Here is a 23,261-nt window from a genome sequence, read left to right as displayed (position 1 = left end):
GGTCAGCCCTCCGTGCGGACACGGCGGCGCGGCAGCAGGAACCCGGCGGCGATCAGCCACAGCAGGCCCGCGAACCGGGCGATGGGCAGCAGCAGGGCGGCGGCGTCGGTCAGCAGGACCAGGGTGGACAGTTCGGCCAGGGTCGCGATCGCCAGGCCCGCCAGCGCCAGGGCGCGGGGCAGCAGGCCGGCGAGCAGCCCGGGTACGGCGATGCCGGCGATCAGCAGGCCCAGCAGGACGACGTGGGCGGGGCCGCCGAGGCCGAAGGCCAGGTACTGCAGGGCGCGTACGGTTTCGCCGCGGCTCGCGACTTCGGGCCGGGACAGCACCCAGGTGACCAGCCCCGAGCAGGCAAGGAAGGCCGACGCGAGGACTCCCCCGGCGAGGGCGATGGTGGCGCCGGGGGCCCGGACCCCGAGCTTGTGCAGCCGTGCCGAGACGGTCGCGGCGTAGATCGCGAGTGGCACGGACGCCGCGAACTGCAGGGTCCCGGAGACCTGGACGGCGCCGGTGTGGTCACGGAAGTAGGAGGTCACCGTGTCGGTGGGCCCGAAGGGCGAGGGGAAGGAGTCGCCCCCCGCGAGGAGGGTGCTGAGCACGAGCCCGGCGAGGAAGAGCCCGGTGAAGACCACCGCGAGGATGCCGGGTGGCGGCCCGGCCTGCGGGTCGCGTCGGCTGCGTGCCTTCGGGCTGACGGTGTGCGGGGTCACGGTCACGGCGGATCCATTCTCTCGGGCAAATCGTTCATCGTGGAGAATCATTTCGCTTGGCTTACGATAGGCGGGTGGACACTCCCCCGCAACCGCTTACGACGGGCCCCGACCCGGCCACCACCGGGCCGCGCGGAGCCGCGTTCCTCCTTGCCCAGATCGGCGCGCACGCCGCCGCACGCTTCGCCGAACGCGTCGGTCAGCTGGGTCTGGCGCCGGCGGACGTCGGGCTGCTCCGCATGATCGCCACGCAGCCAGGACGCAGCCAGCGGGCCCTCGCCGAGGACCTGGGCGTCGTACCGAGCCGCGTCGTCACGCTGATCGACAATCTGGAGGGCAAGGACCTCGTCGAACGGCGACGCAGCGCCGCAGACCGCCGCAACCACGAACTCCACCTCACGGCGGAAGGCACACGCACCCTCGGCGCGGTCTCCCGTGCCGCCGCGGCCCACGAGGACGCCCTGCTCGCCGCCCTCGACCCGGAGCAGCGCACGCACCTCTCCGGCCTCCTCGCACGCATCGCCACCGAGCAGGGCCTGACTCCGGGGGTCCACCCCGGCTACCGCAACCGCGACTGAGAACCCCCATCGGGTGAGCTTCGAGGTGGTCGGATCGCTCCGGGAGTGAGGGTCCGGGGGGCGTGGGGTGGCTCGGTCGAAGCAGTTGCATGTCGAGGACCGGGCTGCGGACGGTGATCGAACCGCTGCTGCCGAAGGTGGAGCGCCGCACTCGCCATCCACTCGCCACCATCCCGGGCGCGCGAGCGGCATGAGGACCGGCTGTGCTCCAGGGCATTCTGTTCCTGCTCGGCCCCCTTCGCTGGGCTGAGCCGCGTGCCTTCGGCACGTTGATGAGGCAGCGGCGACGCGGCGGGCCGTGGTCGGACGTGGAAGCTGTCCCGGGAGGACCGGCTGCCACTGCCGACCGCGTCATCGACCATCTCGGCCCCGGGCTCGCGCCGGCCCCGCACAGGCGCTTGGCCAAGGACCCGGTGCTGATCGTCGACGCCGACAGCCGCCTGGTCATGGTGGCCCGCCGGCCACTGGCGGGGAACCGCGACGACTGCCCGGCCTGGGTCGAGTCCGGCGCCAAGCGGGCGGTCGGGCTGATCGTGCCGCACCGCCGACGCGAGGGCGAGAAACCTGGAGGATCCTGCGCGACTGCCGCTTGAGAGGCGACGGTGTGCGCTACGCCATGCACGGCGTTGCCCGCCTGCACAACCTCACTCTCACGGGATGACTCCCGCCGCATGCGGGACCTGAGCGGTCCACAGGAGGCCGGCCTTCGGGAACATAGGCTGCACCGAGGTCCCCGAAGGCCGGATACGGCTCCCCACCCCGCGGTCTCGGGCGAGAATCAGGCGAGGCAGAACTCGTTGCCCTCGACGTCCTGCATCGTGATGCACGACTCGTTGACGCCATCGGCGCGCTGCGTCAGCACGTGTTTCGCGCCGAGCGCCATCAGCCGTGCGCATTCGGCCTCGAGCGTGGCCAGGCGCTCCTCACCCACGAGGCCGGCACCGGCCCGTACATCGAGATGCACCCGATTCTTGACGGCCTTGCCTTCGGGGACTCGCTGGAAGAGCAGACGCGGAGCCACACCCGAGGGATCAGTACACGCGAAGTAGACCGCATCCTCGGGCGGCAGCGAGCGGAAGCACTCCTCCCACGTGGCGAAGCCGTCCGGGACCGCCGGCAGGACGTACCCCAGCACCTCACACCAGAAGGCGGCGAGGCGCACAGGATCCGCGCAGTCGAAGGTCACTTGGAACTGTTTGATCGTTGACATCGGCGCACGATAACAGGGGCCTGCTCATCTCCCCAGGTCGGGAGGCCCGCACGGGTCGAAAGGAGGCGCCTGCTATCCGCTGCCGCGTGGTGCGGTCGCAGGGGTGAGCCGGGGTCAGTGCCTCGCCGAAGGAAACCTGGGATGCGATTCCGGCCGGCCACTTCCGTGCTGCCGAAGATCCGTGAAGTTGTGCTCGCCGCTGTCTTCCCAAGGGCCGCTGGTGGTAGAGGCCGGGGCCGTGTGCGGCAGAGTCGGGCAGATCGTCGATGACGCCGTCTTCCCAGGAGTGGACGCGCAGCGATCCGGTGGCGGACTCGACGCTGCCTTCAGAGCTGGTCTCCCGAGCGCCCGCCGGCGACGTGTCTCGAGGCCAGCTCGGGGTCGGCCGGGTAACCCGCCCGCTGGAAGAGAGCCCACCCGTGCCGGAACACCCTCCCGGGGGGGGGGAACATTCGGGTCGCCGTCGGATGCGGAGCGGTGCCGTCTCGGGTGGCCTCGGCGTACCTGTACACCGGCAAGAACACGGACTCCTGCCGATTGCCCGCCGGGCGCTGCACTACCGACGGATCAGCCGCGCCGCGGCAGCTGGTGCAGCGTGACGTCGGCCAGCGCCCCACTGGCGACGACTGCGGTCATGAACGTGCAGAACGGCTGCCGTCTACGGTCCGTCGGCGAGCCTGGATTGAGCAGCCGCAGCCCGCCGGGAGCCGTCGTGTCCCACGGAATGTGGCTGTGCCCGAACACGAGCACGTCCAGATCAGCGAAGCGCTCGGCACAGCGCCGCTCCCGCCCAGCGGCACCGCCCGTCTCGTGCACCACCCCGAACCGCACGCCCTCCAGCGAGGCCCGGGCCACCTCCGGCAGGCGCCGACGCAGCGCCGGCCCGTCGTTGTTGCCGTACACGCCGATCAGCCGCCGGGCCCTGGCCTCCAGCAGGTCCAGCGTCGCCTCGTCCGTCCAGTCCCCGGCGTGGATGACGACATCGGCCGCGTCGACCTCGTCCAGCAACGCGTCCGGCAGGTTCTTGGCACGCGCGGGCAGATGCGTGTCGGAGGTCAACAACAGGCGCATGCCGCCACGGTAGACGGGGCCACCCCGTCTGGCCGTGCGACGTGCCCCTACGGCCAGGCCCATGCGATGGACGTCCCGCCCTCGACGGCTGCCCCTGCCCCTGGCTGCCCTCCGCCTCGTCCACCGCGACGACGAAGACCGGCGGGCCATCGCGGGAGTGACGCTCCGTTGCGGCTGGACGTCGAAGAGAGCGATGGAAGGGGGTGGCGAGGCAAGCACTGCGCGCAGGTCGGAGGGGAAGAGGGGCATGGGTGTTTCCGGGCCGTAGGGCATGTCGACGGAGTCGCCTGCCGGGCATTGCGCCGCGATCAAGGCGGCGGCCACCGCCTCTTCCGCTTCCGTGAGGTAGCCGGTTGCGTCGATCGTCCGGACGAGGACGCCTCGGATCAGGGCTTCTCGTGCCTCTGGCTCGGCTTCGTCGAGTGCGCTGGCGAAGTCTGCGGCTGTGTTGTTGTCGAAGGGACCGGTGTCCCAGGTGCCCATGCTGATCTCCTTGCGTACGGTCGCCCGGATCCTCGCATCAGGCACTGACAACACGACTACGGGGCGAGCAGGACCCGTTTGCGGAGAAGGCCGAAGCCTGCAGCGTGGACCCGTCCCCGTCCACAGAGAGAGCGGGACAGCGCCCCCTCGGCCCCGATATCAGCCGCTGCCCGGGACGACGCCTGCACGGCCACTGGCCACGTGGAGGCTCAGCTGGCGACGTCGCCGGGGGGGCGGACCGCAAGGCAGTCAGGAGTACCTGGTCCCGGCGGAGTTGTCCGGGATCATCCCCAGGCGGCCCCCATGAGCGAGGACAACTGAGCCAGCTGATCAGGAGATGGTTCCCCGAGCTTGCCGACCGGCGGTGCGTCAGCTGACCTGGCCGGACTCCGACCGGCGCCGCGACTACATCAAAAACCTCCTTGAGCAGGTGACCGTCCCCAGGATCCCGCCAGCCGCTCCGTGACGAGGGCGGGGTCCCGGCGTCCGAGGCGCCGCCGGATGAAGCGAGGGCCTGTCCGGTCTGCCCCATGCGGTTCTGTCTCGCGGCCTGACCGACGACGGCCGACAGCCGCGCAGACACTCACCCATACGGCCTGGGCAACGTGCATAGTGTGCTCATGGATCGATTCGCGGGTCAGGCCCGCCTCCAATGGTGGGCCAATCACGCGACCTGCCTTGAGGAGTACGACATCGACATCACCGTCACTGTCGACGCGGGCGGCAAGTGGCGGGCAACCGGACGGCATGCCAGCGTCCTTGACGCGACCCAACGCGAGGGCTGGGACTTCCTCGTCGAGATGGATCCCCACTTCTCCATTGCGTTTCCCGGTGAGGACCGCGGCGGGATCACGGTGCAAGTCGTCGAGGCCGAGGATGGAACCCTCACGCTTATGGATGCACCGGACTGGGACGGCTCCGTGAGCGTCACTTTCGACCTCATCTGAGTTCATCCCGGAAGGGCAGCAAATCGACTTCGCCACCCTGCTACCGAATCTGGCGCATCGCCCCTTACTGATCTTTCAGAATGAAGTGCGGCGGGGACGTCGGCGTGGACCCCGAATCGCTGGGACTGCGTCCAGTAGCGGCAACAACTGGGGGACGTCATGTCGGTTCCCGCCGGTAAGCGTGACGACGATCGGGGGTGCCGTGGCGGTCGACGATCAGATGGTCCTACGTTGTTTGCGGATCTCCCCATGACCGTGCGGCACCGCAGGATGCCCACAGGGCCGAATGACGCGAGACATCCACCACGCCCTTCAGATGTGGGAAGTGAGACCGGTGTCGGGGTCGTGGGAGATCAGCGTCGGCAGCTCCGGGGTGTACCGGACGACCTCGGCGGTCAGCAGTGCGCGTCGATGACTGGCCGTCGCAACCTCGACCAGAAACCGCAGTACGGCGGCAACCCCCTCACCGTCAAGCACGTGCTCCGGCCAGAGGGAGAACTCGATCTCCTCCTCGTCGTAGGGCAGAGCGAAAAACCACACGGCGCCGAAGCGCGCCCGGAAGGCGAAGCTCGTCCCCTGGCCCTCCGGCTCGTCTGCCCAGGCCCGGAAGAGGTCGGCGGGGGCGGGACGCACTGGATCGAGCCGGGCGTAGGGGTGCTCCACCTCGGTCTCGTCGGCTACGACACGCAGCCGTTCAAGGACCGCGATCCACTCGACGCGGGTCGTGTCGAGGACCCGAATGTCCCTCAGGCTGCCATCGACATGGAAGACATCACACATCCACGGCTCGGGCAGGCACCGCGCCCGGGTACCGCGCTCACCCGCGTGGGCGTCCTCGTGCGTCAACTCGACCCGTCCCGTTCTGTTGGTCCCTCCCATGGCAGCAAGGTAAGAGGTCGCCACGGTACAGAAGGCCCTGCCCAGCCGGTTTCAGCGATGGTTGATCCTATGCTCCAGGGCCCGTGACGTCACAGCATCCCCGACAGAGCCGAAATGAGTGACTGTCCACACGGGTGGCCAGCCGCTTGGGTCGATGGTGGTGAAGTGGTGCCACTCGGTGAGGTGGAGGACGAGGTCCACGCCGAGGACGGCGGCGATGGGGCCTTCGACGTAGTCGAGCTCGGGGTGGAGCTTGCTGGCGTTGTCAAGGGCCTGGCCGGCTTCGAGGTCATCGGCGCGGCGCGATTGATGAATCCGGCGAGGGCCTTGGGCAGGCATCCGCCGCCGAAGCCTGGGCCGGGCCACATGTCGTGTGCCGTGTGCCGGCGCACACCCGAAGGTGCCCAGTCGTGTACAGGTCAACGTACTCGCGGTCCTTGCGGCCGATTCAACTCCTGCGCCGGTATGCACCGGGGGCCAACCCATGCGTGCGCTTGAATGCGTTGGAGAAGGCGAACTCGGACGTATACCCCACCTGGGCGGCAATGGATCTCAAAGGCGCTTCCGTCGTCCGCAGCAGGCGGGCTGCCGTCGTCATCCGCCACCAGGTCAGGTAGCCGAGGGGCGGTTGTCCGATCATCGAGGTGAAGCGCCTGGCGAATGCCGCCCGGGAGAGTCCCGCTTCCGCGGCGAGTTTCGCCACGGTCCAGGGGGCTGTCGGTTCCCGGTGGACGGCGTGGAGGACGGCGGTGACCGCCGGGTCGTTCAGCGCTGCGGCCCAGCCGGTGGCGCTGCCGTGAGCGGGCTGTTCGGCAAGCCAGATGCACAGGATGTACATCAGGAGCGTGTCCAGCAGTGCGGGGACGGTGGCCGTGGTGCCCAGGCGCGGATTGCCCACCTCGGAGGCCAGGAGTCGCACCGCCGCGTGCAGCTCCGGGTGACGTTTACGGTCTGCCGACAGGTGGATCATGTCGGGCAGGGTCAGCAGCAGGGGGTGTGCTCGGGACGGGTCGAGCTGGTAGGCGCCGCAGAGCACCACGGTGGACGGACCGCCCTGGCCGAGCCGGTCGACGCTCTCCGATCTGTAGGGCCCGGGCAGCTCGGGGTCGTCAGGAGTGCAGGCAGGCATGGTGACCGCGGTTGCCGGGTTGTCGGCCAGGGTGTGTCCGGTGCCGTGCGGCAGGAACATCACGTCACCCGCGTCCAGTGGGACCGGCGCCGCGTGTGGCGACAGGAGCCAGCAGCGCCCCTCCAGGATCACCTGGAAGCCGGCCGAACCCGGTACCGACGCGAACTCCTTTCTCCACGGGGCGTGCCATCGCACGTACGCCGACCGGGGCCGGCCGGTCCGTGCCACCGTGATCACCTCGCTGAGCACATCCATGGGGCGAGCGTATGCGCGAGACGAACGCGTATGAACGGGGCACCCTGGCGCATGGATCGTCTCGGCGGGCGGCCGTAGGTTTCACGGCATGAAGATGAAGACCTCGCGTATCCATGCGTTCGGCGACGCGTCCGTGATCAGCTACGACGATGTTCCGCGGCCTCGACCCGACACCGGTGAAGTGCTCGTCCGCGTCGCGGCGACCTCGTTCAATCCCACCGGGGCCGCGTTGCGCGCCGGGCTGCTGCAGGCATTCCTGCCCGTGGATCTCCCCTACACACTGGGCTGGGACGTCGCCGGCACGGTTACCGAGATCGGCCCGGGGCCGAGGGGTTCGCCGTCGGCGACCGAGTCGTCGGGCGGCTGGAGGGTGCCGGCGCGGCTGCCGAATACGTCCGGGCACCGGCTGCACTGCTGGTCCCGGCGCCTGCGTCCGTTCCTCTCTCACACGCCGCGACCCTCCCACGGCCAGCGCCCGCAGCGACCAGGCAGTGCGGCGACATGGGGCGGACCATGTGATCGACTACACCGCCGCGCCGGTCCCCGCCGCGCTCGACGGCCCGGTAGACGCCCTGCTCAATCTCGTACCGCTGAGCCCAGACGATGCCACTGGCCTGGCATCTGCGGTGCGGCCGGGCGGGCGGATCGTCTCGATCGCGACCCCCATCGACCCGCCTGCCGACGCCGGGGTGACGGCGACGCACATGGTCACCCGCAACGATGTGGCGCAATTGGCGGCGCTCGTGGACCTCGTCGACGCGGGTGAGGTCACCCTCGACGTCAGCGCCTCACACCCGCTGGCCGACCTCGCGGACGTCCACCGCCTCAGTGAAGCAGGCCGCCTCCGCGGCAAAGTCGTCATCATCCCCTGAGACGGCTGGCCGCACCCTACTGTTCGCCGGCCGCTGCGGCCACGTCTCGCGCAGCCGCAGCACAGCTGCCTCCGATTGCTTGCAGGGCCGGTACCCCGCGTGAGTGGGAGCCCACGGTGCGGTCCTACACGGTGCAGGTCCGCCTCTACGGATCCGTGGCGGTGGTAACCCTCTGCGCGCTCCCGGACCCCTCCCACCCCTTCCGCCACGCCGCAGCCGGGGACGCTCTCGCCTCGGCGCTGACACGGCTGGGCGCGGGCGTCGACTCGGTCGTCCTGGACCTCGACTGCGCACCTGATCCGGCTCTGGGGGAGGCGTCGGCCTCGGTCGACGCGTGGGCGGCCGGGCGGGAAGTCACCGTGGTCATCCTCGCCCCCGCCCCTGGCCCCACCCCGGGTCCCGGCTCCGGCAGGGGAGGCCCGCCCGGCGTCCCCGTGCTGCGCACGGGACCGGCCAACGACAGCCTGGCGGGAGCAGGGAATGAGGCGGCTCCGGTCCGCCGGCTTCGCCGGGCCGTGGCCGGGCGCACCCCTGTTCCTGACCGGTGCGGCCTGCGGTGTCACGGGATGACCGGCAGGCAGGGCCTACGAGCCCGGCGTCGGCCCGGTGGACGGACCGTTCCGCGAGCAGTGGCAAGGCGGGGCTGTCAAGACACGAGATCCCGGGTCGTGACCGCCGACATCGGCCTGGGGCCCAATGGAGACACGGACAACAACACGGCGTGAACCCCTACCGCCCCGCTCGTCCGCCACCCCTCCCCCAGCCAGGTAAGGACGCCCCTGCCATGTCGATCACGGCCCGCCGCCTCGCCCCGCTCATGATCGCCACCACCCTCGCCACCGCAGGCATCACCCTCACCACCACCGCCGCACACGCCACCCCCACCCACACCACCACCCACGTCACCACCGACAGCGACAACCCCCTCCTCGACGCCCTCCTCAAATCCGGCAACCTCACCAAGATCAACAAAAACAGCACCGCCACCGGCGGCGACACCCAGCCCCCCGGAACCCACAAGGGCGGCGACGGCGGCTGCGGCCTCTTCGGCGGCTGCGGCAGCGGGCAGCCCCAGCCCCCCGGCAACGACGACGACACCAAGCCCCCCACCGGTGGAGCCGGAGGCACCGAACAGGGCGGCGACAACACCGACCACGGCATCCCCACCAACTACGACTACGGCGTCTTCACCGAGACCCCCAGCAGCGGCGGTGGCGGCGGCAAGGGCGGCGGGAGCATCTTCTGAACCTGACCCCGATCACCACGACAGCCCCGCAGCCGGCACTCCGGCGGGGGCCGTCCCCACCACTACACCCGCCACCGCGCGATGCGCCCTGCGGTGAGGGCAGCGCGGCGGCGGCGCAGATGACCCGGGAGTTCCACCGTCGCCCGGCGCTCAGCCACCTCCGCCGGATCATTCGTCGCGAACCCTCGACCGACCGGTTCCAGCGTTAGAGGCCGAACCGCTAGAAGGGCGGGCAGTCGCTGTAGTCCGAGCCCGCACCCCAGGTCGAGGGTGCCGGGGGCAGCGGGAGGCGTAGGAGGGCGACGGCCTCGTCGATGCGGCCCACTTCCACCAGGAGCGGGGCGAGGGTGTGACGGTGTTCCAGCGGGGCCGTCTCCAGCAGGGCGACGGCGTCCTTCAGGCGGCCGGAGTCGGCCAGGAGGACTGCCAGGCTCTCCACCGCGTACGGTGTCCCGCCCTCCGGGTGGGCGCGGGCTTGCGCCGCCGCCTCGTCCAGGCGTCCGCAGGCCGCCATCAGCGGGCCGCGGAGCCGGAACAGCTCCCATTCCTCCCGGCCCCGGCGCTCCTTGAGGGCGTCGAGGTGGGCGAGGCCCTCCTCGGCGCGGCCCTCGGCGGCGAACAGCCCGCACAACTGGTCCAGGGTGCAGTCGTCGTCCGTCTCACGCGCCCGCAGGACCTCGATGGCCTCATCACCCCGGCCGTGCCGGGCCAGCAACTGGGCGAGCAGGATCCGCGGGTGTCCGAGGTCCCGCTCCAGGTGCGGCCGGTAGACCTCGACGGCCCCTGGCACGTCCCCCTGCTCCTCCAGGAACCCGGCGAGCCGGCGGACCGCCGACGGATGCTCGCCGTCGGCCGCGTAGGTGCGCAGTTCGTCGATCCGGCCGAGCCGTACGAGGAGTTCGGCCAGGGGGTCGTGGTCGTTCACCGGCGCCGAGCCGTACGTGTACAGCACCTCAAGCGCCTCGTCGGGGCGGCCCTGCCGCTCACGGAGGGACGCCAGGAGGGCCACCGCGTTCGAAGGTTCCGGCAGGCGCGGGCAGTCCGGGCCGCCGCACCGCGTGCAGGTGCGGTCGGCCGCGATCCGCTCCGCCAGCAGGGTCGCCATCTCGTCGCCCCGGCCCAGCCCGGCGGCGACGTCGGCCAGTGTTTCCGCCAGGTACCAGTCGTCGATGTGCGGCAGGAGCAGCGCGTACGCCTCCTCGCCCCGGCCACGGCGGGCCAGCAGCCGAGCCAGCGCGCGCACCGCCGACCGCTCCCCGTCCCGGGCGAAGGGCCGCAGCACGCCGACGGCCTCCTCGGCGCGGCCCACCGCTTCGAGGAGGCGGGCGGCTTCTTCGGCCGCCGTGTACCAGCCGGTGCCCACATAGGGGGCCAGCACGGCCAGGGCTCCTCGCGTATCGCCCTGCCGGTCGAGCCGCCGCGCCCAGGCCCGGGCGCAGAACCAGTCGCCGTCCCCGGCCAGGGCCTGCGCGCGCACGACGTCGGCATGGCCGAGGGCGAGCAGACGCTCGACGAGGACGGGCGGTACGCACTCGGTGTGCGTGCGGGTCCGGCGGTCGAGTACGGCGGCGTCCATGGGTGCACTGTAGTGACCGGCGTTCCAGCCGCGGACGCGGGCCCGGACTGATCCGAGAGACACGGACAAGTCCAGGCAAACCCTCAGAGGCTCACGAGCCCTGCGCTACTCGCGCTCGGCAGGGCGCGTATCGGCGTACCCCGAGCCCTGTGACTGAAGCGCCACCGATGGGAAACCAGCCTGGTGTCTCCATCCGGCGCTGTTCGAGGCGCTGTCCGCGCTTGCCGTGTGACAGCCGCGGCTCGCATTGCCTCGCACCGTGCCGGACGACGCCGCGCAACGCGCGTGGCATGAGGGAGCAGAGGAATCCCTGGACATCGCATGGGACATGCACATGCACAGCATGTGGACCACCGATGTCTTCTGACCGCCACTTGCGCAGGCCCGACCGAGGGCCGTGACGTTCACCTTCAAGCTGAACGCCTCGAAGCGCCGGTTCCTCGTCGGCTGTCGAGCTGAGGTCACTCTGCTTGGCTCCACAGGCGTCCGACCGGGGGGAGAGCACGAATTTCGTCGGTCTCGAAGGACACGTGCTTGTCCTGGCCGGCGAGCACAACGGTTCGCCCGCCAAGCGCGGCGACGGTCGTGGGCCAGCCGGACCAGCCGTCCACCTCGAAGTTCTTCACGCCGACGCAGACCAGAACGAACTCGACCGCGTTGTGGCCGCGGGCCTGCCACAGGTCGGCGGCACCGGCCGGGATGCCGAACGCGGAGAACCTCAAGGTGACCGATGTTTCGCGCTCGTCGATGAGGACGGAGTCGAGGTGGTAGTCGGTGAGCGGTGGTGGAGGTGAGCCGAGGACGTCGCGGACCGCCTCGGAGTTGGCCACCTCGGCAGACCAGTCATACTCGCTCATAGAACACCTTCGCGGTCGTGGGAGGCAGCACCCCTTGGTGCCTGCGCTGGTCCAAGGGACTCACGAACCATCGCCGAGCCGAGTAGGGGTCCTCGTCGTTGGAGCGATAGGCATTGAGACGGCCCACCTTGAGGCCGTGCGTGGTGAAGTCCAGCGAGAACTCCGGGCCGCTCACCGCGAGCCTGATCCGGCGCTCCGGGGTCTGGATCCGGGGGCCGAACTCGATGCCAACCACGGTGCTGTCGGGGACACCCCGCATCCGGAGGTCCTCGACCGCGGAGAACTCGATCTGGGCCTCGAAGCGGTCACAGCCGGCTTCGGTCCACTCCGGCGGAGCGAGGTCGGGAAAGCGGGGAAGCTCGACCCGCAACGTCACAGCCTGACCGTACGGACTGAGGTGCACCGATCTGAGAACCAGTCCCTCCAGAGCCGGCAGCTCGCTGTAGAGCGCGGCGAACGGCTCGGAGTGGACCAGGAACTCCGGCCATCCGTCGGCTGACATGGGTGGGCCTCTCCGCTCGGGGTGCTCCGTACCCGACAAGACCGGCGACTCCTCGGCCCAGGCGGCGGATGGAGATCAAGGAAGCACACGTGAGCTGGGAGGATACCCCCCGTCCACGGTCCGGTTATCGGCGGGCGGATCGGGAGTGGTCTTGCAAGCCGGCGGAGCGCTGCTGGTGGAGACCGTGCGCCGGATGGGATCCACTGGCGGCGCTCTCCCCCTCCGCCGAGCCCGAGCCCGTTGGTGGCGGCACGGCGGCGTATCGGTATCGATCGACGCGCCTGTCGGCCGGGGAGGCGCCGTGTTCACGGGTGCTCACCAGCCGTGGACACGACGTTCTCGTCTGGGCAGCCGCCGCGCTGCCGAAGCCGAACGTTGAAACTCGGGCTCGTACCCTGCATGACGCGGGGACGGCGAAGGCAGCGTGGCGGTTGGCACGGAGCCCGAGGGCGGCGCCGACCGCCGACGCCGCCGATCCGCCATACGCCCAGCCGCACGGCAGGGAGTCGTTGCAAGGGGCCGGTCAGCCGATCTCGCGCAGGTAGACGTTCGCGCCGGTCGACCCCTGGTCGGTCAGAGTGAACTCCTTCACGTCGCCCTTCGGGCATGCCCGGGCGCTGTACTTCCAGTTTCCGGTGTACGGGAAGTAGGCGTACACCTGGGCACACTGGCCGTCGGCGTCGGTGTCCTTCACCCAGCCGGTGACGCTGACGTTGCCGCCGCTGCACTGGATCGTCCAGTGCGCTTCGGCGCCCGAGGTGTAGGCGGCGTTGGTGGTGCCGCAGGCGCCCGTGACGCCCGTGGGCGCCGCGCTCGCCGTCGTCGGTATCAGAACACCCGCAGCCACCGTCGCCGCTAACGCGGCCCCAGTCAGGACGCGTCGTGCAGACATGCGGTCCTCCCGTCTCCTGCTCTCCCCGTGGGCCGGGAAGAACGACAGCCCGAAGCATGTCGCACGGGCGGACGATTTCGTGGACCGGATCCGGTCAAAGCCATATACGTCGACCAGTCGCAACTGCGTGTGCCGCTGTGTGGGGACGGTTCGGCCTCCGACGCCCCTGGAGTGGCCCGGGCGGACTGGCCGACGTCCAAGGGGACGGCGCCGATCCTTCAGCCCCTTCAGGTGGGGCTTCGGTCCCCCGCCGGGGTGCCGTCCTTTCACCCTGGGGGCCATGCGGATCGATGAGGTCCGGTCGTTGAGCGCGGCGTCCAGGTAGGCCTCCGGCCCACAGTGTGACCCCTCCCCCTCACCACGCGTAGCCCGTCCCCCGTGGCCGGGCAGCGACGGCTCACGGGGCGACGCTGCTGAGCGCACCCCCGCGCCGTCAGTAGGACGGCGAAGCTCCCGGAGAGGCAGGCGAGCAGGGCCAGGGACGTTCCCCCGTCGAGATCGCCCACTCCACGGGGTACGGGCTCGCCTTCCAGGCCCGTGCTCGCCGGACTGGCCGAGGGAGCTCGCTCCACAGGCGCGATCACGGCCGAGCAGACGGACCGCTGGCTCGCCGATCAGCGTGCGCGGCCCGGGGAGGACCGGCTCTTCCTGGCGTTGCCGATGTTCCTGGTGGCTGCGACCGCACCACACTGAGGCAAGATCGGTTGCCGGGCCTGGGCCGGGAGCAGGGAGGTCCTCGTGGACGTGGTCCGGATCCGGGCCGCCTGGCATCGCGGCGGGTTGGGAGTGCACCAGGTCAGTCGTTCCGAGCGTCGGCTGGTTCTCGTTCAGCGGGTAGTCCGGCGACCACCCCGTCCCGGCCGGCGTCGCACCGCCCGCGCCCGGGTGGTGGTCGTCCTTGGCAGAGGCGGTGGTGGCGGCTCCGGCGCAAGGTACGGGCTGACCCACATGCCGCCCCGGCCACGCTCGACGACGCGGCGTGGCCGGCCGTGCCGGCTCGTGCGGGGTTCACCGTCGTCGGCGAGACCCGGCTCGCCGGTCGCCCCGGCTTGTCGTATCTTCGCGGCCTTGAGGCGAACGGCGACTATTCCCGGGTGCGGCGGGCCTTGTACGTCGAGCAGTCGCACTGCTTGCCGTTGGGTTCGGTCGCGTCGATGTCGAACAATTCGCTGTGACACGGACCGGTGCCCGCCTCGTGGTCCCCGGGCCGGTGGTGACACGTTCGGCAAGCATCCGGGTACAGGCACCAGAGGGCGACGACGAACGCGAGCAACGGTACGGCGCCGACGGCCAGCATCACCACTCCCTCGGAATCGGCGCTCATCCCACGTCCCTCACACCAGCCATTCGCCGGTTTCCCAAGGAGACCTCTCGCTTTCGCACCTGCACAGGCCGGCACGGGATGCCCCGCACTCCTCGCAGGGCTGTGGCCCGGGGCGGTCGTCGACCGGCTCGTCCTCACGCCAGAACAGGGTGCAGCCACAGGCCGGCCCCTGGCCCGGGGCCCCGAGGCAGCGCCGCAGGGAGGGGGCGTGGACCCCACGCGTGTGCCCACAGCCTCCGCACACGCGGGCCGACATGCCAACTCCCATGGAAGCAGTGTCACCTGGAAGCCGGAGCGCGGTCGAGGGCTTTCCCGAGGAATCTCCTGTGGATCTGCCCGAGCGCTTCGGGTCGTGGAGGGGCGTCCACAGCGGTTTGCGAATGTGGGCGATCGACGGCGGGTGGGCCGCCCCTCCAGTAGGTGCCGCACGAACCTCGCCCTGGCCGCCGGCCCTCGCCGCCCGTGAGGCAGCTGATGTTCTCGGCGTCCGCGAGGGTGGTCAGGCGGGATCTCGCCGCCTGACCACCCTCGGTGTCCGAGGGGGTGGAGTGCCGGATCCGGAAGCGGCCCTCGACGCCCCGGCCAGCCGGATGACCGTAAAGCGCAGCCGGGTTGCAGCGGGTCGGACCCGCCCGGCGACAGAGGCCCACACCGGGACCCACCGGGGTGAGTGACCTGTTCGGCTGCTGAAACGGCACTACATCGTCGACGACGGCCCACTGCTGGTGTGGCGGCCCGGCTCAGCAGCGTGGCGGCGACAGCCCGGCCCTGATGCCGGGGAGCGTGCGCCGGCCGCCGCGCCCGCGGGTGAGGGAATCGGCGGTCCGCCCTCGGGCCCGTCCGGCCAGGGCTGTTCGGCGCTGGTCGGGTCTTCAACGCACTCCGGCACGATGCGCGACCGCTGAGCCAGGGCCTGGGTCCTTGCCGGGTAACGTAGGCAGCCCTCCAGCGCCGCCCGCTGGGCATCAGTGACCGACGACGGCGGAATCCTCGGGCCCGGGCCACTCATGCCCACGAACGACAAATCTCCGCCTCAGGTCACTTGCGGCTCATGACGGCTGCCGTTTGCGGCCGGAGCCGCTGCGGATTCCGAAGGTGACCACGACCAGCGCGACGACCAGCATGACCATGACGCCGGTCCGGCTGGCCGCGAAATCACCGACCGCGTCGGAGGTCCTGGACCACAGGCTGCTGCCCGGTGAGGCGGCCGTCTCGCCCAGCCAGATCGATCCGTCCGGGGCGGACGCCGGGTGGTCCTTCGATGCCTTCACGGTCTGCGGCAGTCGTGGGTACAGGCTGTTCATCTGCTCGGCGCTGACGGGGTTGGTGTTCAGCTTGCTGAAGTCGACCCCGCCGAACACCATCGTGGAGGTGACGACGGTGTCGCCCTCTTCGGTGGTCTGCTTGTAGGTGAACTCGCCGCTTTCGATGGAGTGAACGTAGTCGTCGAACACCTGCCGAGGCCGCCAGTCGCCCTGGAGTTTGGCCGGGCCGAGATCTCCTGAGTCGATCAGTTTGTCGAAGGACGTGGGGTGGCCTTCCTGGTGCCGCTTGCGGATCCACTGAGCCACGATGCGGGCCAGGAAGGCGCGGCGCAGCGGCGCGTACTCCGGCGCCGTGTTGACCGCCTCGACGACTTTGGGCACCACCGTCGTCTGTTCCAGCCGCTCGTTGCGGGCGTCGCTCTCGGGATCGGGGTCACACGACTGCGGCAGTCCGGCGATGTGCTCGGCCTTCGCGTTCACCGCAAGGGAGGCCTTGAGGATGTAGAGCGACCCACCCTCCTCGCGTACCTGGACGTCGCCGGGCACGATCCACAGCCTCGATGAATAGCACCCCTTACCCGAGGGGCCGCTCAGCGCCTTCCAGTAGCGTGCGCCGAAGTCGGTTTCGGGGTCCAGGAGCTTGCCCTCCGTGCGCTTCATCTGCAGGTCTGCCTCGAGCAGCGCGCGGCCGGCGTTCGTCTGGCCGAGATCGGCGTCCACGATCCTGCCCGGCTCGTTCGGGTTGAGATTCACCCAGAACTTGGTCGGCTCCAGCACGAGCCAGGCCCTCAGGTCCTCGATGCTGGTGGTGAGCAAGTCGAGGCCGGCGTCGATGTCCTGCTGGAGCCCTGGCGCGGCCGCTTTCGCAGAGAAGGAGTACTGCAGCCCTCCGGAACCAGGGTTGTCAGACAGGTAGCGCATTTCGAGGGTGGAGAAGTCGATGCCGCCGGTGTCCTGCGACGCGAGCGCCTCGGCGAGACCGCCCGAGGAGGATCCGCCCTCCGAGGAACAGGGTGCCTGCCTACGCAGCGCCGCCGCCATCACCACGCCACGGCCGCCGCCCCCCTCGCCGGACCGGCCCGCCACCCCGGTGTCGCAGTCCGGCTTGAGCCCCACGGCCTCCCTGCGTTCCTGCTCCGACTTCCGGCTCATCTCCCGTCGCAGCTTGGGGGCGGCCTTTCCCATGACATTCTGTGAGGCGGCCACGGAAGCCTTGGAGTCAGGGCTTCCGCCCTTGCCGTAATGGGCGATGGCGAGCCTGCGCTGGAAGTCCTGGGTCTGTTTGTCGCATTTGTTGAGGCAGGGACTGTTCTCGCTCGCGAGCCCCACCGACGACTTCGCCAAGATCGATTCGGTCAGTGATTTTGCTGCCGCGTCACTGATCCCCTTGGACATTCGCTGGAGGCTCAGCGGACCGGCGGCCCGGATGCGATCGAGCGGGATCTGCTCGGAATGGGTACCTTGAAACACGTTGCTCGTCGAGACCTCCAGCAGCTTGCCCGCTTGCTTCGCTCCGAGCTCCGCGTAGATCTGCTTGTTGTCTGCGTAATCGACAGACTTCGCCGCGATACTGTACTCACCTTTTATATCGAAGGCGGAATTTGCCGCCCTGAGCGCATTCAGCATGTCATTGTGGAATGCGTCCACCTGAAACCCTGGAAAGGGCTTTTCGCCCTGAAGCCAGGAGAAGTCGAACCACTCGACCGATACGTTCCCGGGGCGGACTCCGAACCTCATCCGAGCCGCGACGAGCCTGCGTCCCATCGGGCTCTGCAGCAGCTGACTGGATGCCGCCTCCAACTGCTGGTCGGTGTCCAGACTCGCGCCCGGCGGCACGAAGAGGTGCACACCGTTTGCGTCGATGAAGGGAGGGGGTGTGGGTGTGGGCGCGGCGAGCGCCCCCGGCACCCCCGAAACGAAGGCGATGAGCGCCGCGCCAGAGAGTGCGGCAAGGCGTCGCCACCGACTATGAGTTGGGATGCGCACCGTGGTCTCCCGCTTGGCTTCGACCCGGATCGGCCGCGGCCGGGGCCATGCCCGCCGCCTGTAGGTAGTCGGTCAGGGCCTGGCCGGGCCCGGCACCCTGGCCAGGGGAGGACGACGCGGCGAGCGCCGCGCCCCGTTTGAACGCCCTGGTGCCGGCGGCGGCCAAGGCGCCAACCGCCAGGAGGGCCACGATGCCGGAGCCGGCGAGCGAAGTGCCGTTGGCGCACGCGCGGCCGCTACCGAGGTGGGGGTGGCTGATACTGAATTTCATCGATGGTTTGTAGTCGAGACTGACCGTGCACGCCGACGCCTGCTGCGGGACGAGGAGCAGCATGAGGCAGGCAACGGGGACCGCTGCCGCGATGAGACGGGCTGCGCGCAAGGTCCGCGCCGCAATGCGACGGCCGGTCATGATGTCACCGCCGCCGAGCGGGCATTCGCCTTCAAGCGCATCACCTTCGCGCGCAATTGCTCACCCTTCTCCCGGCTCGCCCCGCCGGCTGTATCGGCTACGTCGTCCTCGGAGGCCGCCTGTTGTTGCAGTCGCCAGCCGGCCAGGTCCAGCTGCGCGGACTGCAGTCGGAGCAGCGCCAGCGCCGCATTCCGCCCGTGCGACCGCCAGGTGCTCGCCAGCGCCCAGAACCGGAGCGGCGGATTCGTCAGGAATGGCACTTCCCCGGGGGTGATGGCCCCGTCCTCCACCGCCTCGGCCGACACCGCCCCATGCGCCGCCACAGCCCGCGCCCGTCTCCCGGCCACCAGCAGAAGGGCGGCCAGCACGATGAAAGGCGCCTGCGGGAGCAGCCAGAGGAGCGGGGAGATGACCAGCGTGTCGAGTGCCGAGCCGACCTCGATGTGATCACTGACCAGGTGTGAGAGCCACGCCGCCAGGATTTCGGTGGCCACGGCACCCCCGACCGCCGCCGCGAGGGCCGCCCCGGCGATGAGCACGCGCTGTCTGCGCTGCCGCGTCCGGGCTGCGAGGCCGAGCCCGGCCCCGAGCAGCGCGCCCAACGCCACCTGCCCGCCGAGCAGGCCAATCGATTGCCGGATCCAGTACTCGAAGCCGCCTGTCGCCCCGGTGAACGAGCTCATCGCCCCGTACAGACGGATGAACAGGACACTCTCCACGAAGGCGTACCCGAGCCCGACGGAGGCTCCGAGAACGAGACCGGTCACGGTATCGGTGACCCGATGCCGGAACATCAGCAGGATCAGAGCAACGCCTGCCGCGACGAGCAGCGCGTTCACGACGCTCAGGTGCAGGATCAGGAAGTCGATCACGCGGTAGAGGTCCTGGAGGTGCCCGGTGAGGTCGGCATACGAGCCGGGCTCCTTGTACAGGTAGCCGTAAATCGTCGCGAACGCGAGTCCGCTGTAGGCACGCCCCAGTCCGAACACGATGCACGCGCCCCAGCCGAACGCGGTCAGCAGTACCGACAGCGGCAGCCGGGCGAACCGCTGGCCGTGGTGCAGCAGCCACAGGACGAAGGCCGTACTGGGCACACAGGCGAGCGCGGTCAGCGGGTACGTGGTAATGACCGCCAGGCCCATCAAAGCGAACGGCCCCAGCAGGGCCGCCAGGGTCGCCCAGGTGAGAACCACGGCCCGGCGGCCCGCCGGACGAGTGATCATCGCGAACACCTGCAGCAGCGCGCCCACCACGATGCCCGCCATGACGGCCCAGAAGACCATCCGCGGCATGGACAGCAACCGATCGAGCGAGCCGAATGGCCCTTGGTTCATCTGTTGGGAGATCGACTTCGGCAGCTCGTAGAAGATGGACACCGCCGGCTCGTCCGGCAGCACGTGCGGACGGGTGACGTTGAGCGCCAGCTCGACGAGGTACGCCGCGATCACCAGCCGGGCGATCAGCAGCGCCCGCCCCCGCACCAGTGCTTCGTCGCGCACGCGCCTGGGCGCCGCGGCCGGGGTCTTGGCGGTCGGAAGGCTCTCGGTCACCGCGCACCGCCCGGGACGGCGGGTGCACCGGGCAGGCCGGTCGGGAACTGGGAGAGCAGGTCCGACGGCAGGCTCGTGGGAAAGGCCGTCGGAAAGGTGGTCGGAAAGTTCGTCGGGAAGTTCGTCGGGAAGTCAGAGGGGAACCCGGTCGGTAAGCCGCCCGGTAACGACGGGCCGGGCGGGGAGCCGGTCGGGAGCTTCGGAAGTGACGTCATGCCCGGAGGAGTTGGCATCTTGGGCATCTCGGGCTGATTGAGCCCTGCCAGACTGATCACGAGAGACACTCCCAGCAGCACCGTTCCGATGACCGAGCCGATCACCACCAATAACACCTGCGGCCGCGGCACCTCGTCGGCCTGGTCGGCCACGTCAGGCACGTCGGTCACGTGATTCATACGCAAGTCCTTAAGTCGCTCGACGAAGACCCCGGCGGAGGGGCTCTGCGTCGGCGTTCAGACGAACCCATGCAGGTTTGCCGGGCCATGCTGTTAACTGCGTTGCGCAACGCAGGCTATATACGGCATGCGTGGGAGTACAGGTTCCCCCGGACCCCGCAGGAAGTTGGCGTGAACACGTCCCATCTGTCCGAGGAAGTCGGTGTTGAGCTTCAGCCACTCCTGCGGAAGTTCGGCTAACGGCGGGTGGGGCGGCAGGCACGCGGAAGCCTGGGAGTGGGAGTGGGTTGCTGAGGTTGAACTCGTGAGGTCACTGGGTTGCCCAGGCGGGTCTGGTGGTCAGGCCGGTCTCGGCGAGGCAGGGCGACAGGTAGTGGATGGTCAGCCAGTCCTGGGCTGTCGCCCATTCCCGCAGGTAGGCGGCCACGGCCTTGTAGACGTTGAGGTTATCGCAGACGAGCTCGACCGGGCCGCCGATCGGCCGTCGTCCCGGCGCGGCCGGGAGATCAGCCGAGACCGTTGGTTCTGTTGGCGGGGTGGTGCGACCTGCCGGGCGGGCGTTTAGAGCTCAGCTACGCCTACGCAGGCGTACGCGGCCGCCATCCATGCGGGATCAACGTTCTTGACCAGCGCCCAACCACTGGCGAGGGTCAAAGGGTGGCCTGCGCCGACGGCATCTGGCCGTTCTGGGCCTGCTGCGCGCGGTCGACGAGCAGGCGGGCGAAGGTGGTCAGCTTCTTTGTGTCGAGGTCCTTGTAGCCGGTGTTGTACACGACCTGCCCGTAGACGGTACCCACGCGCAAGTAGACGAAGCCCTTGTACAGGTACTCGGAACCGGTGTACTGGCGTGAGGAGTAGGCCATGCTGCTGTCGCCGACCTGTGCCAGAGACATGGTGGCCCGGGATTCGTTGACCGTCCCTCCGGCGTTGTCGACGTAGCGTTGGTAGGCGGCTTTTGCGTTCTCGACCGTGTCGAAGGTCCGGTAGTTGAAGGTGACCTGGGTGTCGCCTGAGGAGTCGACCAATCCCACTCCGCCGGTATACAGCTCTCCCTGGCAGTCGGACGTGCAGGCGTCGCTGATAACAGGTCCTGCTTTCAGGCCCCAGCCGGAGGGCATGGACTGCAGGTCCGGTGCGATGGCCTTCGCCAGCGCGACGTCCCGCACAGCCGCGGCCTTGTTCCGGCTACCGCCCGCACCCGGGTCTACGCCGTCCCCATCCGACCCGGGCGCCGCCGCCCCCACTCCCCATGGCACGCCACTGGCGGGGCTGTTCTCGCTGTCGGCGAGACTGACGACGCCTTTGACGGCGAAGCCCAGAACGAGCACCGCCGCGATAACCAGGGCGGTGATCGTCCCGGGCGTCTTGCGGATCCTCACCGGCCCGATGGCGATCACACCATTCTTCATGTCGCGGCCGACGTGGACATGCTGGTGGACTGATCCGGGCGGCCCGGATGGCATTCCTGCGGTGGTCCGAGCCGCTCCCGAGCGACCCGGCTGATCCGGTCGGCGGCAGCGGTCCCAAGACCGCTGCCGACGCCCGTGGCGATTCCGGTGATCACCGACGTCACCCACGCCGCTAATGCCGCTGCGTCCATTGCTTCCCCCCGCTGCAAAAAATGTTCGACCGGCCGGTAATGCTTCCCCCGCGTCGGCACCGGTACACAGCCCTCCGCGAGCCCCGGCCCCGAGGTCAAGGGGAAACGCGGCGGGTGGGACGGGATCGGCATCTTCCCCGGCGACGGCGTCCACTCCACCGAGTGGGCTCCGCTCAGGAGTGGTCTGCCGAGCAGGGCGTCCTCCACTCCGGCCGGTGGGCTCCACCGCGCCAGGCGCGCATCATCGGCCCGGCCCCGCCTGCTGGTGGCAGACGGGGTCGTGCGCCCGGCCCCGTACGGCGGCAATGGTGGTCGTGTGCGGTTTCTCCCGCGCCGCCCCACCGGCCGGGACGGCCGGTCGTAGTGCAAGGGGGTAAGGGTCGGCGTCGTCGCGTTTCCAGCCGGTTTGGTGGAAGTGCTCCAGAAGGGCGGAGAGGGATGTCGCCTGGTGGATGGCTGATGACCAGTCTTCCGCGGAGACGTCGAGGGTGACCAGAGGGTGTCCTGGCGGAAGTCGTAGGCAAGCAGCTCGCGGCTTCCGTCTCCACCGATGACGACGGCACCGGGGAACCGCCACTCCCAACGAAATGGTCCCGCTAGCTGGTTGGTTCACTCTGAGGCCGCTGTTTCGGGGGTGCCTTCGCCGGGGTATGCGCGGCCTTTGCGCCTGCTGTTCACACCTACACTCGGCGGTGGCCCTCGTATCGGAGCGAGAGTCACCGCTGGTCGAGTTGATGGGAAGACACAGTGCAACGCATCGGGATCATCGGTGTGGGTGAGATCGGACGGGCCCTCGTGGATGGCCTGTGCGACGGCGTCGAGGAGCCGCCGGAGATCTACCTCTCACCACGAGGCGCCCGTACGGCAGCCGAACTGGCCCAGCGGTATCCGAACGATGTGCAGGTGTGCGCCGATAATCAGGACGTGGTGAACCGGTCCGATGTGGTGATCCTCGCCGTCCGCCCCCAGGACCGGGCCGAGGCTCTCGCTGGGCTCCGGGTAGGCGGTGACAAGGTCGTGGTCAGTGTCCTGACCGGCGTCGCCATCGGCGAGCTACGCCGCACGTTGGGCACGGACGCTCCCGTGGTGCGTGCTATCCCGCTCCCCTCCGCGCGCGAGCGCCGCTCCGTCACCGTGACCTGTCCTTCCCACCCGGCCGTGGATGACCTCTTCGGCGGCCTCGGAGGGACCCTCCCCGTCACGGACGAGGCGACCCTCAATACATTCCAGGTACTGACGGGCACGCTGACCACCCATTACCGGTACCTGGCCACGCTCGCCGACTGGGCCGCCAGGCAGGGCATTCCTGCTGAAGGCGCAGACCGCTACCTCCGTGGCCTCTTCCAGGGCGTCGGGCGGGCACTGGGCGACGACACGCGCTCGTTGCGGCAACTCGCGAGCGACCACGAGACGCCGAAGGGACTCAACGAGCGGCTTCGCACTACGTGGTTCGAACCGGCCAACGCTGAAGCACTGACCAAGGCGCTCGACGCGATCCTCGCTGACCTCAAGTAGTCACGCC

The 23,261-nt window shown here is 69.7% G+C and carries 21 protein-coding genes and 4 pseudogenes; 7 read left to right on the top strand and 18 right to left on the bottom strand.

Features of this window, described 5'->3' with window-relative positions:
• Nucleotides 1-2: 2 nt before the first annotated feature.
• Complete coding sequence (locus tag ABT403_RS26170) at nucleotides 3-716, bottom strand: hypothetical protein (protein WP_344161747.1); 714 nt, start codon at nucleotides 714-716, stop codon at nucleotides 3-5.
• A 68-nt stretch (nucleotides 717-784) separates the two neighbouring features.
• On the opposite strand from ABT403_RS26170, the gene ABT403_RS26165 reads away from it, so the two are divergent.
• On the top strand, nucleotides 785-1,288 hold the full coding sequence (locus ABT403_RS26165; protein ID WP_344161750.1) for a MarR family winged helix-turn-helix transcriptional regulator: 504 nt from the start codon (nucleotides 785-787) through the stop codon (nucleotides 1,286-1,288).
• A gap of 201 nt (nucleotides 1,289-1,489) precedes the next feature.
• Nucleotides 1,490-1,949 (top strand): annotated as a pseudogene (locus ABT403_RS26160) (hypothetical protein).
• Nucleotides 1,950-2,066: 117 nt separating this feature from the next.
• Here ABT403_RS26160 and ABT403_RS26155 read toward each other — a convergent pair.
• The 3 genes and pseudogenes from ABT403_RS26155 to ABT403_RS26145 form a co-directional block, all read right to left on the bottom strand.
• Complete coding sequence (locus tag ABT403_RS26155; RefSeq protein ID WP_344161753.1) at nucleotides 2,067-2,498, bottom strand: VOC family protein; 432 nt, start codon at nucleotides 2,496-2,498, stop codon at nucleotides 2,067-2,069.
• Nucleotides 2,499-3,065: 567 nt separating this feature from the next.
• Nucleotides 3,066-3,569: a metallophosphoesterase family protein gene (locus tag ABT403_RS26150; protein WP_344162338.1), complete on the bottom strand. Its 504-nt coding sequence runs from the start codon at nucleotides 3,567-3,569 to the stop codon at nucleotides 3,066-3,068.
• Nucleotides 3,570-3,788: 219 nt separating this feature from the next.
• Nucleotides 3,789-4,052, bottom strand: a pseudogene (locus tag ABT403_RS26145) (DUF4259 domain-containing protein); the annotation flags it as partial.
• 620 nt (nucleotides 4,053-4,672) lie between these two features.
• Here ABT403_RS26145 and ABT403_RS26140 point away from each other — a divergent pair.
• Entirely contained in the window at nucleotides 4,673-4,999 is a 327-nt protein-coding gene (locus tag ABT403_RS26140; RefSeq protein ID WP_344161756.1) for a hypothetical protein, read from the top strand.
• A gap of 93 nt (nucleotides 5,000-5,092) precedes the next feature.
• Here ABT403_RS26140 and ABT403_RS26135 read toward each other — a convergent pair.
• From ABT403_RS26135 to ABT403_RS26120, 4 genes and pseudogenes are all read right to left on the bottom strand, one after another.
• A pseudogene (locus tag ABT403_RS26135) lies at nucleotides 5,093-5,185 on the bottom strand (IS5/IS1182 family transposase); the annotation flags it as partial.
• 126 nt (nucleotides 5,186-5,311) lie between these two features.
• A complete protein-coding gene (locus ABT403_RS26130; RefSeq protein ID WP_344161759.1) occupies nucleotides 5,312-5,878 on the bottom strand; it encodes a hypothetical protein in 567 nt (188 codons plus the stop codon).
• A 51-nt stretch (nucleotides 5,879-5,929) separates the two neighbouring features.
• A complete protein-coding gene (locus ABT403_RS26125) occupies nucleotides 5,930-6,217 on the bottom strand; it encodes a hypothetical protein (protein ID WP_344161762.1) in 288 nt (95 codons plus the stop codon).
• Between the two features lie 109 nt (nucleotides 6,218-6,326).
• Entirely contained in the window at nucleotides 6,327-7,262 is a 936-nt protein-coding gene (locus tag ABT403_RS26120; RefSeq protein WP_344161765.1) for an AraC family transcriptional regulator, read from the bottom strand.
• Between the two features lie 88 nt (nucleotides 7,263-7,350).
• Between ABT403_RS26120 and ABT403_RS39075 the strand changes: the two are divergent.
• The 3 genes and pseudogenes from ABT403_RS39075 to ABT403_RS26110 form a co-directional block, all read left to right on the top strand.
• Nucleotides 7,351-7,575 (top strand): annotated as a pseudogene (locus tag ABT403_RS39075) (alcohol dehydrogenase catalytic domain-containing protein); the annotation flags it as partial.
• A 202-nt stretch (nucleotides 7,576-7,777) separates the two neighbouring features.
• Nucleotides 7,778-8,134, top strand: coding sequence for a zinc-binding dehydrogenase (locus ABT403_RS26115; RefSeq protein ID WP_344161768.1), 357 nt, complete (start codon nucleotides 7,778-7,780; stop codon nucleotides 8,132-8,134).
• Between the two features lie 784 nt (nucleotides 8,135-8,918).
• Complete coding sequence (locus tag ABT403_RS26110) at nucleotides 8,919-9,380, top strand: hypothetical protein (protein ID WP_344161771.1); 462 nt, start codon at nucleotides 8,919-8,921, stop codon at nucleotides 9,378-9,380.
• A gap of 220 nt (nucleotides 9,381-9,600) precedes the next feature.
• On the opposite strand, the gene ABT403_RS26105 is transcribed toward ABT403_RS26110, so the two are convergent.
• The 10 genes from ABT403_RS26105 to ABT403_RS26060 form a co-directional block, all read right to left on the bottom strand.
• Complete coding sequence (locus tag ABT403_RS26105; protein ID WP_344161774.1) at nucleotides 9,601-10,956, bottom strand: tetratricopeptide repeat protein; 1,356 nt, start codon at nucleotides 10,954-10,956, stop codon at nucleotides 9,601-9,603.
• A gap of 461 nt (nucleotides 10,957-11,417) precedes the next feature.
• Nucleotides 11,418-11,813: an Imm50 family immunity protein gene (locus ABT403_RS26100; protein ID WP_344161777.1), complete on the bottom strand. Its 396-nt coding sequence runs from the start codon at nucleotides 11,811-11,813 to the stop codon at nucleotides 11,418-11,420.
• On the bottom strand, nucleotides 11,800-12,315 hold the full coding sequence (locus tag ABT403_RS26095) for an Imm50 family immunity protein (RefSeq protein ID WP_344161780.1): 516 nt from the start codon (nucleotides 12,313-12,315) through the stop codon (nucleotides 11,800-11,802). The genes ABT403_RS26100 and ABT403_RS26095 overlap by 14 nt, the downstream gene beginning before the upstream one ends.
• Nucleotides 12,316-12,838: 523 nt before the next feature.
• Entirely contained in the window at nucleotides 12,839-13,207 is a 369-nt protein-coding gene (locus tag ABT403_RS26090; RefSeq protein WP_344161783.1) for a hypothetical protein, read from the bottom strand.
• A 1,084-nt stretch (nucleotides 13,208-14,291) separates the two neighbouring features.
• Complete coding sequence (locus ABT403_RS26085; RefSeq protein ID WP_344161786.1) at nucleotides 14,292-14,531, bottom strand: hypothetical protein; 240 nt, start codon at nucleotides 14,529-14,531, stop codon at nucleotides 14,292-14,294.
• 1,049 nt (nucleotides 14,532-15,580) lie between these two features.
• Entirely contained in the window at nucleotides 15,581-17,644 is a 2,064-nt protein-coding gene (locus ABT403_RS26080; protein ID WP_344161789.1) for a hypothetical protein, read from the bottom strand.
• Nucleotides 17,645-17,762: 118 nt separating this feature from the next.
• Nucleotides 17,763-18,194 carry a hypothetical protein gene (locus ABT403_RS26075; protein ID WP_344161792.1) on the bottom strand — a complete coding sequence of 144 codons (432 nt, stop codon included), beginning with the start codon at nucleotides 18,192-18,194 and terminating at the stop codon, nucleotides 17,763-17,765.
• Nucleotides 18,191-19,744: a PrsW family glutamic-type intramembrane protease gene (locus ABT403_RS26070; protein ID WP_344161795.1), complete on the bottom strand. Its 1,554-nt coding sequence runs from the start codon at nucleotides 19,742-19,744 to the stop codon at nucleotides 18,191-18,193. The genes ABT403_RS26075 and ABT403_RS26070 overlap by 4 nt, the downstream gene beginning before the upstream one ends.
• Nucleotides 19,741-20,139 carry a hypothetical protein gene (locus tag ABT403_RS26065; protein WP_344161798.1) on the bottom strand — a complete coding sequence of 133 codons (399 nt, stop codon included), beginning with the start codon at nucleotides 20,137-20,139 and terminating at the stop codon, nucleotides 19,741-19,743. Before ABT403_RS26065 ends, ABT403_RS26070 begins: the two co-directional genes overlap by 4 nt.
• Nucleotides 20,140-20,789: 650 nt before the next feature.
• Nucleotides 20,790-21,536, bottom strand: a complete 747-nt coding sequence (locus tag ABT403_RS26060) for a hypothetical protein (RefSeq protein WP_344161801.1) — start codon at nucleotides 21,534-21,536, stop codon at nucleotides 20,790-20,792.
• A 950-nt stretch (nucleotides 21,537-22,486) separates the two neighbouring features.
• Between ABT403_RS26060 and ABT403_RS26055 the strand changes: the two genes are divergently transcribed.
• The gene (locus ABT403_RS26055; RefSeq protein ID WP_344161803.1) at nucleotides 22,487-23,254 is read left to right on the top strand and encodes an NAD(P)-binding domain-containing protein; all 768 of its coding nucleotides are present in this window, start codon (nucleotides 22,487-22,489) and stop codon (nucleotides 23,252-23,254) included.
• Nucleotides 23,255-23,261 lie beyond the last annotated feature (7 nt).

Source organism: Streptomyces sp. NPDC000075 (assembly GCF_040301925.1).
GTDB classification, from domain to species: domain Bacteria; phylum Actinomycetota; class Actinomycetes; order Streptomycetales; family Streptomycetaceae; genus Streptomyces; species Streptomyces polychromogenes.
Note: the sequence above shows the minus strand (reverse complement) of the source record. Positions and strands in the feature narration are given on the sequence as shown.

Excerpts from the sequence above, each read along its gene's own strand:
- ABT403_RS26155 (WP_344161753.1), bottom strand. The coding sequence starts at position 2,498 with ATGTCAACGATCAAACAGTTCCAAGTGACCTTCGACTGCGCGGATCCT.
- ABT403_RS26150 (WP_344162338.1), bottom strand. The coding sequence starts at position 3,569 with ATGCGCCTGTTGTTGACCTCCGACACGCATCTGCCCGCGCGTGCCAAG.
- ABT403_RS26140 (WP_344161756.1), top strand. The coding sequence starts at position 4,673 with ATGGATCGATTCGCGGGTCAGGCCCGCCTCCAATGGTGGGCCAATCAC.
- ABT403_RS26130 (WP_344161759.1), bottom strand. The coding sequence starts at position 5,878 with ATGGGAGGGACCAACAGAACGGGACGGGTCGAGTTGACGCACGAGGAC.
- ABT403_RS26125 (WP_344161762.1), bottom strand. The coding sequence starts at position 6,217 with ATGCCTGCCCAAGGCCCTCGCCGGATTCATCAATCGCGCCGCGCCGAT.
- ABT403_RS26120 (WP_344161765.1), bottom strand. The coding sequence starts at position 7,262 with ATGGATGTGCTCAGCGAGGTGATCACGGTGGCACGGACCGGCCGGCCC.
- ABT403_RS26110 (WP_344161771.1), top strand. The coding sequence starts at position 8,919 with ATGTCGATCACGGCCCGCCGCCTCGCCCCGCTCATGATCGCCACCACC.
- ABT403_RS26105 (WP_344161774.1), bottom strand. The coding sequence starts at position 10,956 with ATGGACGCCGCCGTACTCGACCGCCGGACCCGCACGCACACCGAGTGC.
- ABT403_RS26100 (WP_344161777.1), bottom strand. The coding sequence starts at position 11,813 with ATGAGCGAGTATGACTGGTCTGCCGAGGTGGCCAACTCCGAGGCGGTC.
- ABT403_RS26095 (WP_344161780.1), bottom strand. The coding sequence starts at position 12,315 with ATGTCAGCCGACGGATGGCCGGAGTTCCTGGTCCACTCCGAGCCGTTC.
- ABT403_RS26090 (WP_344161783.1), bottom strand. The coding sequence starts at position 13,207 with ATGTCTGCACGACGCGTCCTGACTGGGGCCGCGTTAGCGGCGACGGTG.
- ABT403_RS26085 (WP_344161786.1), bottom strand. The coding sequence starts at position 14,531 with ATGAGCGCCGATTCCGAGGGAGTGGTGATGCTGGCCGTCGGCGCCGTA.
- ABT403_RS26075 (WP_344161792.1), bottom strand. The coding sequence starts at position 18,194 with ATGACCGGCCGTCGCATTGCGGCGCGGACCTTGCGCGCAGCCCGTCTC.
- ABT403_RS26065 (WP_344161798.1), bottom strand. The coding sequence starts at position 20,139 with ATGAATCACGTGACCGACGTGCCTGACGTGGCCGACCAGGCCGACGAG.